The organism is Streptomyces sp. NPDC005483 (assembly GCF_040606035.1).
Lineage (GTDB): Bacteria > Actinomycetota > Actinomycetes > Streptomycetales > Streptomycetaceae > Streptomyces.
In genome coordinates, this window is sequence record NZ_JBEXEA010000031.1 from 1 (window position 1) to 13,175 (window position 13,175).

General features: G+C 70.6%; 8 protein-coding genes. 2 read left to right on the forward strand and 6 right to left on the reverse strand.

The window, feature by feature from the left end:
• Positions 1-11 precede the first annotated feature (11 nt).
• The 3 genes from ABZT06_RS39260 to ABZT06_RS39270 form a co-directional block, all read right to left on the reverse strand.
• Positions 12-968: a sugar ABC transporter permease gene (locus ABZT06_RS39260; RefSeq protein ID WP_355752275.1), complete on the reverse strand. Its 957-nt coding sequence runs from the start codon at positions 966-968 to the stop codon at positions 12-14.
• 20 nt (positions 969-988) lie between these two features.
• Positions 989-2,236 (reverse strand): extracellular solute-binding protein, encoded by a 1,248-nt coding sequence (locus ABZT06_RS39265; RefSeq protein WP_355752277.1) that lies wholly within the window; start codon positions 2,234-2,236, stop codon positions 989-991.
• Positions 2,237-2,369: 133 nt separating this feature from the next.
• Positions 2,370-3,389, reverse strand: a complete 1,020-nt coding sequence (locus ABZT06_RS39270; protein WP_355752279.1) for a LacI family DNA-binding transcriptional regulator — start codon at positions 3,387-3,389, stop codon at positions 2,370-2,372.
• A 397-nt stretch (positions 3,390-3,786) separates the two neighbouring features.
• Here ABZT06_RS39270 and ABZT06_RS39275 point away from each other — a divergent pair, with 397 nt between their 5' ends.
• Entirely contained in the window at positions 3,787-7,386 is a 3,600-nt protein-coding gene (locus tag ABZT06_RS39275) for a LamG-like jellyroll fold domain-containing protein (RefSeq protein ID WP_355752426.1), read from the forward strand.
• Between the two features lie 125 nt (positions 7,387-7,511).
• Here the strand turns inward: ABZT06_RS39275 and ABZT06_RS39280 are convergent, their stop codons facing one another.
• Both ABZT06_RS39280 and ABZT06_RS39285 read right to left on the reverse strand, forming a co-directional pair.
• Entirely contained in the window at positions 7,512-8,609 is a 1,098-nt protein-coding gene (locus ABZT06_RS39280; protein WP_355752281.1) for a LacI family DNA-binding transcriptional regulator, read from the reverse strand.
• A 432-nt stretch (positions 8,610-9,041) separates the two neighbouring features.
• Positions 9,042-9,764 (reverse strand): TetR/AcrR family transcriptional regulator C-terminal domain-containing protein, encoded by a 723-nt coding sequence (locus tag ABZT06_RS39285; protein ID WP_355752283.1) that lies wholly within the window; start codon positions 9,762-9,764, stop codon positions 9,042-9,044.
• A 50-nt stretch (positions 9,765-9,814) separates the two neighbouring features.
• Here ABZT06_RS39285 and ABZT06_RS39290 point away from each other — a divergent pair, with 50 nt between their 5' ends.
• Positions 9,815-11,377, forward strand: coding sequence for an FAD-dependent monooxygenase (locus tag ABZT06_RS39290; protein WP_355752285.1), 1,563 nt, complete (start codon positions 9,815-9,817; stop codon positions 11,375-11,377).
• Between the two features lie 7 nt (positions 11,378-11,384).
• Here the strand turns inward: ABZT06_RS39290 and ABZT06_RS39295 are convergent, their stop codons facing one another.
• A complete protein-coding gene (locus ABZT06_RS39295) occupies positions 11,385-12,989 on the reverse strand; it encodes a metallophosphoesterase family protein (protein WP_355752287.1) in 1,605 nt (534 codons plus the stop codon).
• Positions 12,990-13,175: the final 186 nt, after the last annotated feature.

Sequence of the window (13,175 nt, forward strand, 5' to 3'; positions counted from 1 at the left end):
GAAGCCTTTGCTCATGACAGGGCCTGCTTTCGCTGGACCTTCAGGTAGATCAGTCCGAAGACCAGGGCGGCGACCACCAGCAGGTTGCCGACGGCCGCGCCGGGGCCGAAGGCGGGCAGCAGGTTGCCGAAGCCGAGCTGGTAGGACCAGGTGGCGAAGGTGGTGGAGGAGTCCGCGGGACCGCCCTTGGTCATGATCCAGATGATGTCGAAGACCTTGAGCGTGTAGACCAGGCCCAGCAGCAGGGTGATCGCGGAGACCGGGCGCAGCAGCGGGAAGGTGATCCGCCAAAAGCGCTGCCAGGCGTTCGCCCCGTCCAGGGCGGCGGCCTCGTACAGCGAGGCGGGAATGGACTGCAGGCCGCTGTAGAGGACGACCAGGTTGAAGGGGACGCCGATCCAGATGTTCGCGATGATCACCGAGGCGAGCGACCAGGACGGCGAGGTCAGCCAGTTCACCGGCCCTATCCCCACCGCGTGCAGGACGGCGTTGACGATGCCCGAATCGCTGTTGAGCATCCACGACCAGGTGGAGGCCGACACGATCAGCGGCAGCAGCCACGGCACCAGGAACAGGGCCCGCAGGGTGGCCGAGAGCCGGAAGTTCTGGTGGAAGAAGACCGCCAGCGCCAGACCGATCGCGTACTGGAAGAGCAGGCACACGGCAGTGAAGACGGCGGTGTGCCACAGGGCCGGGGCGAAGGTCGGGTCCTCGAAGACCTTCCGGTAGTTCGCCAGGCCCGTGAACGGCGCATCGCCCCGCACGAACGAGCGCACCGTGTAATTGCGCAGGCTCAGATCAAGGTTGCGGTACAGGGGATAGGCGTAGAAGAGAGCGAGGTAGAGAGTGACCGGGGCGAGGAACGCCCAGGCGGCCCACTGCGGGGAGGCGGGACGGCGGCGCCGCTCCTCGGGGGCGGCGCCTTCAAAGTCCTCTCGCGGGCGCGGTACTTGTGTCGTCTGGCTCATCAACTGGCCCTGTGGTGTGCTCACTTGACGGCGGACTGCGCGTCGGCCATCGCGTCCTTCGGGGACTTGGAGCCGCTGAGTGCGGACTGGACGGCCTTCCACATCTGCTCGGAGATCTTGGGGTACTTGGTGCCCAGGTCGTCACTGGTGCGTCCCTTGGCGGCCTTGACCGCGTCGACCCACGGCTTCAGCTCGGCGTTCGCGGCCACCTGCTTGTCCTGGACCTCGGTGGTGGGGGCGACGTAGGACAGGGTGGTGTCGGTGTCGTACAGGTTCTGCGTGCTGGTCAGGCAGGTCGCCAGCTTCTGGGCGGTGGTGTAGCGGCCGGTGTCGTCCTGGACCGGGAGGGTGACGAACTCGCCGCCGGTCGGTGCGGCCGCGCTGCCGCCGGAGGCGCCGGGGATCGGGAGCACGCCGTACTCGAAGCCGGCCTTCTTGGCGTTGGCGAGCTGCCAGGTGCCGTTCTCCGCGAAGGCGTAGTCGCCGGTGGCGAACTCCTGCCAGCTGGTCGTCTGGGTGTTGTTGATCACCGAGTTGGGGGCGTAACCGCTCCCCAGCCAGTTCTTCCAGAGGGAGAGCGCCGACACGCCCTGGGCGGAGTCGAGTTGGGTCAGCTTGGCATCCGCGCCCCAGAACCAGGGCAGGAACTGGAAGCTGCCCTCCTCGGTGCCGATCGCGGAGAACGTGATGCCTTTCTTGCCGGCCTTCTTCACCTTCTCCAGGGCCGCCGTCAGCGAGGCCCAGTCCTTGACCGAGGCAATGTCCACGCCGGCTTCCTTCAGGACCTTCTTGTTGTAGTAGAGGGCCAGGGTGTTGGCGCCGATCGGGGTGCCGTAGGTCTTGCCGCCCGACTGACCGGCCGCGAGGAGGTTGGGATCGACCTTCGAGGTGTCCAGCTTGTTGTCGTCGGTCGTGGTGAGCACGCCCGCCTCGGCCAGGGTCGAGACGACCGGGTTGTCGACGATGAGGATGTCCGGGGAGTTGCCCTGCTGGGCTGCCAGCAGGGCCTTGTTGGTCAGGTCGCTGGTGTCGAAGCCGGTCCGCTTGACCTTCACGCCCGCCTGGGTGCCGCACTTGTCCAGCAGCTTCGTCCACGCCGAGCCCTTGGCGAACTGCGGGTAGGGGTCCCAGACGGTGTACGTCTTGCTGTCGGCGCCCTCGGAGCCGCTGCTGCCGGAGCCTGAGCCGCAGGCGGTGACGGCGGTGGCGACGGCCAGGGAGATCAGGACCGCGGCGGTCGGACGGCGTCGTCTGGAGAAGCTGTTCATGGCAGGTTCCTTCGGTTTGTGGCATGCGGGTGCCGCGGCGGTGGGTCGCGCGGAGAAAAGGGCACCGCGAACACGCCGTCGGGTACCGGGTGTTCGGGCGGGAAGCGGTGGGACGGGTGCTCGGGACGACTGATCAGGTCTGCGGGACCCCCGCGGGCCCGGTGCTGGCCCGCAGCGAGATCGGTGGGATGAGGAGGTGCTGCCGGGGCGGCGCGTCGGCGTGGTCCAGCCGCTCCACGAGCAGGTCGACGGCGAGCCGGCCCATCTCGGCCGCCGGTACGTCCGCCGCGGTGAGCTGCGGGGTCACGGTCTCCGCCCAGCGGTTGGCGACGACCCCGGTGACGGAGAAGTCGCGCGGTACATGGCGGCCCGCGTGGGCGAGCCCCCGGTAGAGACCGCCGAGTGCGGCCTCGTTCAGCGTGACCAGGGCCGTGGTGGCCGGGTCGTCGTGCAGGATTCGTTCCAGGCAGGCCTGGCCCGCGGCGGCGTCGTCCGCGCAGCAGTAGGTGCGGACGGTGAGCCCGCGTTCGGCCGCGGCCTTGGTGAAGCCGTCCAGGCCGCGGTGCGCGGACTCGTAGCCGGTCCTCAGGAGTTGTTCGGGCCGGTTGACGAAGGCGACCCGCCGGTGGCCGAGGTCCGCGAGGTGATGGACGCAGGCCGCTGCCAGCGCGGTGTGGTCAAGGGCGACGTACCAGCTGTCCTCCGGATGGGCGGTGCGGCCGATGGCCACCGAGGGGAAGCCGAGCGCGGCCAGGTGATCGGCCCGGTCGTCCTCCAGCCGGATCTCCATCAGGATCGCGCCGTCGACCCGTCGCTCCCCCAGCAGCCGCTGGAAGGAACGGTCGCTGTCGACGCCGCTGGGCGACAGCAGCACGTCGTAGTCGTAGGCCGCGGCGGCCTCCACCACGCTGCCGATGAAGTCCAGCTGCATGCCCGTGTAGTGGTTCCCGGCGGGCGGGAAGACCAGACCGAGGGTGCTGGTCCGGCCGTTGGCCAGGGCTCGCGCACTGGCGCTGGGCTGGTAGCCCAGTTCGTCGACGATCCGCTGGATCTTCCGGCGCGTGTCCTCGGACACGGGGCGCTTGCCGCTCAGCGCGTAGGACACGGTGCTGCGCGAGACACCGGCCCGCCGGGCGATCTCACCGATGTTCACGGCGACTCCTTGGGACGGGCGACCGGCTGTCGAACCGGTTCGCGTGGACTGAACGTAGAAACTGCCCGGACACCTGTCAATACCCCTGCCGTAATCCTTGACGAGGCCCGAGAGGGAAGCGAGATCCCTGTGTCGAAGGGATTGCTGGCCGGATGTCCCGGTGCTAGCTTCGCCGAACCGGTTCGGCGCGGTCGCCCATCGCGGCTCTCTCGCCGCGCGCCGCCGCAGAGCCGCCCCGCCCCCCTCCCCTACACACACCACCTCCCCCTGCACCCGCCTGGATCGAATCGGTTCGACGGCGACCTGAGGCGGTCCGACCCGCACCCGTTACTCGACGATTGAGGACGTATCCATGTCATCCGCTGACAGATCCACGCGCCGCCGGGCGCCGGCCTCCATGGCGCTGGCCCTCGGCGCGGGCCTGCTGGCCGCGCCCGCCGTGCCCGCGCACGCGGTCGAGACGCCCGGGCCCGCCGCCCGCTACACGTTCGACCAGGACGACCTGGCCTCCGGAAGGATCACGGACAGTTCCGGCAACGGTCTGACGGCGAGCCTGGTGAACGCCGCGACGGCCCAGTCCGTGGCGGGCCCGGACGGCGGCAAGGCACTGGCCCTGCCCGGCGGGGCCCCCACCTCCGACGGTGCCTACGTCCGACTGCCCCGCGAAGTGGTCGGCGACGCGAGCGACCTGACCGTCTCCGCCGTGGTGAAGTGGAGCGGCGACAAGTCGTCCTGGCAACGGATCTTCGATCTGGGCACCGACACCAGCAGGTACCTCTTCAGCACCCCGTACAACGGCAACGGGCTGTTCCAGACCTCCGTGACCACCGGCGGAGGCGGCGCGGAGAACCAGATCCGCGGCTACGCGCCGCTGCCCGCGGACGCGTGGCGGACGGTCACCGTCACCCTCGACACCTCCGCGGGCCGGCTCACCACCTACCTCGACGGGGTGGCGGTGTCCTCCGCCGCGACCGCCATCAAGGCCAAGGATCTGCTGAGCGGTTCGGCGACCGCCGCGGGCTACATAGGCAAGTCCCTCTACCCCGACCCGCTGCTCAAGGGCGCCGTCGACGACTTCGCCGTGTGGCACTCGGCGCTCAGTGCCGAGCAGGTGGCCGGCCTGGTCGGGACCGTGCCGACCCTCCAGGACCTGTCGCAGACCTCCTTCGACGTCCGTACGACCGACGGGACCGCCCCGACCCTCCCGGCCACCGTCCGCTCCACCTTCTCCGACGGCTACGACCGCGACACACCCGTCGTCTGGGACGCGGTGCCGCCCGAGAAGTACGCCCAGCCCGGGACCTTCACGGTGGCCGGCACGGCGGCCGGACGCGGCGTGAAGGCGAACGTCACCGTGGTCCGCGAAGGACAGCTCACCGTCGATCTCGGCTCGGACACCGGCGCGTTCCACGGCGGCGCCTCCGGCACCCTCTACGGCGTGTACGGACCGGACGTCCCCACCAACAACCTGATCGAGGGCATGGGCCTGCGCACGGTCTCCACCAAGGCCCAGGACGGCCCGCAGCACCCCGGTGCCGACGCGCTGGACGTGGTGAAGCCGCTCGCCGACTCCACCGACGGCGATGTGTACATCTACATGACCGACATCCACCGCGGCTTCCCGTACGAGTGGCCCGGCAGCACCCCGCAGGAGAAGCTCAAGCTCTACGAGGAGAAGATCGCCAAGCAGGTCGACCAGGTCCTCAAGCTGCCGAAGCAGTACCAGGACAACATCGTCTTCGTGCCGTTCAACGAGCCCGAGGGCAACATGTTCGGCACCGGTGAGTGGAGCTACGACAAGGTCAGCTGGCTGAACGACCCGGACGACTACTTCGCCGCCTGGGACTCCGCGTACCAGCTCATCAAGGGCAAGATGCCCGACGCCCGGATCGCCGGCCCCAACACCAGCGTCCTCTACGACCAGGTGAAGGGCTTCCTCACCCACGCCCTGGCCGCTGGCACCCTCCCGGACGTGATCACCTGGCACGAGCTGAGCCACCCGGAGGCGGTGCGCGCGAGCGTCGCCAAGTACCGGGTGTGGGAGAAGGACCTGTTCAAGGGGACCTCTCGTGAGGGCACCCAACTGCCCGTCAACATCAACGAGTACGCCTTCAACTACCACACCTCCGTCCCCGGCCAGATGATCCAGTGGGTCTCCGCGATCGAGGAGTCCAAGGTGGACGCCGACATCGCCTACTGGAACATCGACGGCAACCTCTCCGACTCCGCGGTGCAGTCGAACCGCGGCAACGGCCAGTGGTGGCTGCTCAATTCGTACGCCTCGATGAGCGGGCACACCGTGACCGTGACCCCGCCGTTCCCGGGCGAGAACTACACGATGCAGGGTGTGGCCACGCTGGACCAGAAGAAGAAGCAGGCCCGGCTGCTCTTCGGTGGCTCCACCGGCAAGGGGCACATCACCTTCGCGGGCGTCCCGAAGAAGCTCTTCGGGAAGAACGTGCACGCCTGGGTGCGGGAGATCGAGTGGAGCGGACAGGTCGGCGACAACTCCGGCCCCAAGCTGCTCACCGAGACGAACCTGAAGGTCGCGGACGACGGCTCGGTCACGGTCGACTTCGGTGACGGCGCGCTGCCGAAGCTGAAGGAGTCCTCGGCGTACGAGATCGTCCTCAGCCCGGCGGGCAAGGCGGCGAAGACCCAGTCCCCGCCGGTGCGTTGGCAGGGTTCCTACGAGGCGGAGGACGCCGCGCACACCGGGTCCGGCTACTCGAAGAACGGCCCGGAGGGCTCCACCTCCGACGTGTCGAAGTTCTACACCTCCGGCGGCTACGACGTGGGCGGGCTGCGCACCGGCTCGGACGTCACGCTCGACTTCCCCGTGGACGTGCCCGAGGACGGCACGTACGACCTGAGCGTCTTCGCCAACTCCCTCAACACCTTCGACAAGGTGAAGGAGCAGGGCCCCACCAATGTCTTCCTGCGCGTGGACGGCCAGGCCGCCGGCGAGCAGGAGCTGTACATGCCGCTCGGCTACAAGTGGGTGGTGTGGGACCACACCGACACCAAGGTGAAGCTCACCAAGGGCAAGCACACCCTGACGCTCGCCGCCAAGAGCCTCGACGGCAAGCGGGTCACGAAGGGTGACGCGATCGTCGACCGCCTCACCCTGTCCCTGCCGAGCGCCTCGGCCAACACGCAGGTGTACGAAGGTGAGTTGGCCTGGCTGGGCGGTGGAGCACAGGCCGTCTACAACGTGCCGGGCTCGGGGTCGGGCGGGGCCCGGCTCACCAAGGGCCAGAGCGCCACGTTCTGGGTCTACTCCCCCGCCGACCGTGAGGCAACCCTCGACGTCGACACCCTCGGCGGCAGCGGCGCCCGGCTCACCGTCAACGGACACGACGTCCTGCGCCTGGCCAAGGACCGCAGCCGCGTCGCGATCTCCCTCTCCGGCGGCGTCAACAAGGTGACGGTGACGGGCGGTTCGTCCACGACCCTCGTCGACCGTCTCACGGTCACGCCGACCGAGGGCGCGCTCAAGACGCGTACCTACGAGGCACAGGACGCGGTACTCGCGGGCTCGGCCACGCTCACCCCGCTGTCACTCGCCACCGACGGTACGGCGATCACCGGTGTCGGCGGCGACCCGGGCAACGGCAACACCGCCACGTTCACGGTCACCGCGGACAAGGCCGGCCTGTACGCGCTGCGCATCCGGTACTCCAACCCCGAGCAGTCCGAGGCCACCCACTACAACCCGGACCCGCTCGCCCGACACGCGGACCTCTCCGTCAACGGCGGCGCGATCCAGCGGGTCGGCTTCCCGCACACCTTCCACGAGAACAACTTCTGGGAGCTGACCGTGCCGGTCACCCTGAAGAAGGGGAAGAACACGATCGCCTTCCGCTCCGAGGAGCTGCCGAACTTCGACGGCACGACGTACGCCTCGGACACGTTCCCCGGAGTGCTGCTGCGCTCCCGGTACGCGCCGCTGATCGACCGGATCGCCGTGGCGCCGTACGCGCGGGAGGTGCGGTGAGGTGATGCCGGACCGGCGGCGTCGTGAGGCGCCGCCGGTCCCTCCGCCGCGGTGGGCTACCGGACGAGCCGCCAGTCCTGTCGACGTCGTACTGGAGTGGCTGCCTCCCGGGCGGGAGGCGTCGGTCAGTCGGTGGTGGCCGGGGGCGCGTGCGCCGAGTCGCGCGAGCCGGAGGCCGGACGCCGTCCGCCCGTCGGCGGGGGTGCCGTCGAGGCGCGTACGACGAGCTCGACCGGTGGGTCGCCCGCCGGTGCCGGCTCGGCATCCGGTTTTTCGATGGCCTGCACCAGGAGCCGGAGGCCTTCGTGGGCGACGGCGTCGAAGGGCTGGCGCACGGTGGTCAGTGGCGGGGTGACGTAGGCGGAGACGGGGATGTCGTCGAAGCCGACGACACTCACGTCCTCCGGCACGCGCAGTCCCGCTTCCAGGAGGGCGCGGATCAGGCCGACGGCCATGTCGTCGTTGGCGGCGAACACCGCGGTGACGTCACCGGCGGCGGCGAGTTCGTGGCCCGCCGTGTAGCCGGAGGTGGCCGACCAGTCGCCCTCGATGACGGGCGGCTGTCTCCTGTCGCGGGCCGCGAGCGCCGCCCGCCAGCCCTGGAGACGGTCCCGGGCGGCGAACCACCTTTGCGGACCGGCCAGGTGATGGACCGTCATGTGACCGAGGTCCAGCAGGTGTTCGGTGGCGGCTCGGGCCAGTGACTCGGCGCCGACGCCCGCGGCCACGGCTCGTGGACCGCCGAAGGCGGCGGGCGCCCCGAGGACCAGGACCGGGACGTCGACGCTGAGCGACACCGAACCCTCGTCGATCGGTTCGGACAGGACGATGCCGTCCACGCCCTGTTCGAGGAGTGACTCCGCGGCCCCGGCGACGCCCGCCGGATCACCCTCCAGCGTGTTGACGACCCGGAGCGCGTATCCCGCGTCCCGGGCGGCCCGCTCGATGCCGATGAGCAGGGAGGCGGGTCCGTACAGGGCGGTGCCGAGGGTGACCACGCCGATCGAACGGGTGCGTCCCGAGGCCAGGGCCCGGGCGGCGCCGTTCAGCCGGTAACCGAGTTCCTCCGCGGCTCGGAGCACTCGCCCGCGCACGTCCTCGGACACGTACCGCTCGCCGTTGAACACCCGGGAGACGGTCTTCTGCGAGACGCCGGCCAGCCGGGCCACATCCACGGCACGGGCCGCGCCAGGGCTCGCGCCCTGTCCTCCCACTGGCGTCATTGACGTCTCCCGATGTCCGGCGGCTCAGATCCTAGCCAGTGCGGTCGGTCGGGGGCTTGTCCGCCCTCTATGACTGCGCAGTCATATCTACGCAGTCGGCCGGGACGTGTCAAGGGTTCGCGCAGGATCGGGAAGGGGGCGGCGGGGGCGAGCGGGGGTCGCTCACGCTCGGGCGACAAGGTTCGGCGCCTGACGCCGATCACGCGCGGGCTGCTCGGCGGGGCGGTGGCGCCGAGGAGGAGCTGACGAGGTGGTCCCTCAACTCACTTGCCACTACGGGTGGTTGGGACGGGGTATGTGAGTCTGCCGCGGTCACCGTCGTGGTCGAGGAAGGCCGAGGGCTCCCCCGGCCCCATAACGGCCGTTCGACACCCGCCGCGCCGAACCGCCACCCGGGGCAGCACGGCCAGGATGATCTCCGGCCCAGCCCGGTCACCCGTGTGCGAGGCCGTAGATCATCAGGCCGAGGGTGAAGTCGAACCGGTCGTGGCCCTCGCCGGCCGTGAGTTCGGCGGCGTGGCGGGTGGTGTGGGGGAAGCTCTCGGCGGGCAGGGCGGTGAACCGGCGCAGCAGTTCGTCGCGGTCGAGGACCCACTCGGAATCCTCGTGTGCCGACCGCCGGCGCGCGATCGACGTCTCGAGGGTGTACGCGGCCACGTACAGCAGGAGGGCGTCGACGGCCCAGGCGGCGGACTGCGGGGCGACACCGCCGGCGAGCAGGATGCCCAGCATCCCCTCGCTGACCCGGACGATCTCGAGGTCGGTGGGGGCCATGGCGAGCGCGGCGCGGGAGATACCGGGGTATTTCAGGTACTGGTCGCGGATCTGTGCGCACACACTCCGGATCTGCTCCCGCCAGGCCGCGGGGTCGGGTTCGGGCAGGACGAGTTCGGAGCACAGCCGTCCGATGAGCAGTTCGTCGAGGTCCGCCTTGTTGACGACGTGGGCGTAGAGCGAGGCGGGCCCGGTCTCGAGTGCGCCGGCCAGTCGGCGCATGGTCAGGGCCTCGTAGCCCTCGGTGGCGATGAGGCCCAGAGCGGTGTCGACGACCTGCTCCACGGTGATCGGGACCGTGCGGCGCCGCGGCCTGGGGTCGGTGCCGGTCTCGGGATTCGGCGGCCGGTGACGGGCCGCGCGTCGCTCTCTCGGGTTCACCGGAACATCATAACTTGACACGAACACTGTTCCATCATAGAACATCGTTCGTGACACATGACCTGAAGCAGGACGTGGACGTGACCGTGGTGGGAGCCGGGCCGGTGGGCCTCGTGCTCGCCGCGGAGCTGACCCTCTCCGGGGCGTCGGTGCAGATACTCGAACGCCGGGCCGAGCCGGACCCGGCGTTGAAAGCGCAGTCCGTCAACGTGCCGACGGCCGAGGCACTCGACCGCCGCGGTCTGCTGCCCGCCGCCGAACAGGTGCAGCGGCAGACCCTCGAGCGGGTGGGGTCCTTCGCCCCGGCGGCCGGAGGGGGCGGGCGTGCACCCGAGGCACGGTTCACCGGGCACTTCGCCGGCATGGCCCTCGACCCCGACCTCGTGGACTGGTCCGATCCCGACCTCGCCGCACACACCGCCGCCGCCGGGGCGCGGATGGTGCCGCAGCCACAGCTGGAGGCGCTCCTCGCCGGCCATGCCGCACGCCTCGGCGTCACGGTGCAGCGCGGGGTGGAGGTCACCGCGCTCGACGACACCGGCGAGGGCGTACTCGTCGGCACCACCGCGGGGCCGGTGCGCACCCGGTGGCTGGTCGGCTGCGACGGCGGGCACAGCACCGTGCGCCGCCTCGCGGGCATCGGCTTCCCCGGCACCGACCCCGAACTCACCGGCTACCAGGCGGTCGTCGACATCGCCGACCCCTCGATGCTCACCGACGGATGGACATGGTCGGCCCGGGGGGCGTACCGCTACGGGCCGCAGCCGGGACGGGTGGCCACCCTGGAGTTCGACAGCCCTCCCGCCGACCGCTCGACCCCCGTCACCCTGGAGGCGGTGCAGGCCAGTCTGCGCCGGATCTCGGGCACCGAGGTCACGCTCACCGCGCTGCGCGCCACGCCGACCCGCTGGACCGACAACACCCGTCAGGCCGCGGCCTACCGGTCGGGGCGGGTGCTGCTGGCCGGTGACGCCGCGCACGTGCACCCGCCGTTCGGCGGCCAGGGACTGAACCTCGGCGTCGGCGACGCCACGAACCTCGGCTGGAAGCTCGGTGCCGTGCTCGCCGGATGGGCGCCCGAAGGGCTGCTCGACACCTACGACGCGGAGCGCCGGCCCCTCGGCGCCTGGGTGCTGGACTGGACGCGGGCCCAGATCGGGGTGCTGCGCGGGGACGCCAAGTCGGGTGCGCTGCGGGCGATCGTCGCCGATCTGCTGAGCACCCGGGACGGCACGACGTACGCGGTCAAGAAGATCTCCGGGGTCACCCAGCGCCTCGACCTGCCGGGCGGCCATCCGCTGGTCGGCCGGTTCGTCCCCGACCTGTGGCTGCGGGACGGCTCCCGGCTGGCCGACCACGGCCACGGCGGCGGGTTCCTGCTGCTCGACCGCACCGCGGACGGCGCGTTCGCCCAGCTCGCCGTGGGCTGGGAGGGGCGCGTGAGCAGCCTGCGCGACGAGCCCGGCACGCCGACCGGGGTGCTGGTACGCCCGGACGGTGTCGTCGCCTGGGCGTCCGACGGCACCGCTGACACCGGCCCCGGCACCGCCGATGTCAGCGGTCTCGAAGCCGCCCTGCGCCGCTGGGCCGGCGCCCCGTCCGTCCTGCGGTGAGACGCGGCTACTCGCCCTGGCCGTCGGAGCGGCGGCGGTGCAGCGTGAACGTCTCGAAGACCGACAGTTCGCCCCCCGGCTTGTTCACGTTGTAGTAGGTCACGTGCATCCGGGTGGTGTCGCCGGCGTGCCGTCCGGGGTCGACGGTGAAGGCGGCGAAGCCGTAGGGGTGCTCGATGTCCCGGACCCCCGTCCAGACGGCCTGCTCCTTGGTGTACGTGGACGTCCGCTTGCCGTTGGCGCCGGCCGTCGCCGACACCGAGGTGATCACCTTGGCGGTGCCGTCCTTGAAGAAGTTCTGGTTGGTGGTGCCCGAGACACCTCCGCCACCGAGGATCATGTGGACGGTGCCGAGGCCGGTGTCGATGGAGTCCGTGGCCGCGGAGACCGGGTTCGGGGTGAGCGTCTCGCTGCCGGTGACGACTCCGCGGACGGCCAGTGAGCGCTCGTAGTTGTGCTCGTGGCCGCACAGGACCAGGTCCACGCCGTACCTGTCGAACAGGGGGCCGTACTTCTGGCGCAGGCCCAGGTCGGCGCCGTTGGCGTCGGAGGAGCTGATCATGACCTGGTGCATCGCCACGACCACCCAGTCGATGTCGTGGGAGGACCGCGCCGCCTTCAGTTCCCTTTCCAGGAAGGCGAGTTGGCGGCCTCCGGAGTAGCCGCTGATGTAGTGGTCGCCGCCGTCCTGGAGGCAGTTGTCGTCGTTCTGGAGGACGATCACGCGGACCGAGCCGACCGTGAACGCGTACCACAGGTTCGCGAGTTCGGTGTCCGTCTCGGTGGAGGGGAGGTCGAAGTAGGTCTGGTAGGCGCCGAGTCCGAGCGGGCCGTTGGCCTTCTCGATCTCGTGGTTGCCGGCCGCCGGCATCCAGGGGCGGAAGCGCGCCGAACGGGTGTTGTTGGTGAAGAAGTTGTTCCAGGTGCGCACGCGGTCGACGTCGAGGTTGGCGTAGCACAGGTCGCCGTTGAGGAGGTGGAAGAGCGGGGCCACCTGCTCGACGCCGGTGACGATGTCCTTGGTCGCGGGGGTGGAGTTGGCGTCCAGCGCCGGGGTGCCGCCCGCCGCCCAGGTCACCTGCGGTGCGGACTGGTCGCCGAAGCTGGTGAAGGTGAACGGCCTTCGTCCGCGCGGCGCGGTGCGGAACGTACCGCTGTCGGGCGTGGCCCCCTCGTGCGTGGCGAGGTAGATGTACTCGGTGCCCGGCCTCAGCCGCTCCAGCCGGGCGTGGTGGACGTACACGGTGCGGCTGGACGTGCCGTCGAGGTAGGTGACGGTCCGGGCCTCCGCGCTGGAGCCGAAGCCATGCTCCAGGGTTCCGTAGCGCACCACCGGTCTGGTCACCGGGCGGTCGGTGAGCCATGAGACCGTCATCTGGGTGCGCGGGTCCGCGCCGAAGGTCAGGTGCAGCCCCTGGACCGGGGGTGCGCCGGAGGAGTCCGTGGTGAGATGAAGCGCCGGGGCGGCCTGGGCCGTTCCCGCCCCGAGCAACGGGGTGACGGCGGCGCCCGCCCCCGCCGTACCGAACAGGCCCAGCGCGTGGCGCCGGCTGACCCCCTCGGAAGCCTGCGTCGACCCGTCCGACGTACCCGGACCCGGCTGTGCGGTCATGATGCCCTCCCTGGCTGACGACGACCGCACCCTGGCGCGCCTCGGCGGCACATGAGTGAACTCCGCGTTGCCAGATGGTCATCGAGCCGGGAGGGGCGGCACATCTTGCCCCTGCCTTTGCCGGGGGCGGGCCGTCCGTTGACGCCCACCGGATCACGGGCCGCTTCTGCGGTGAGCCCTTGACCG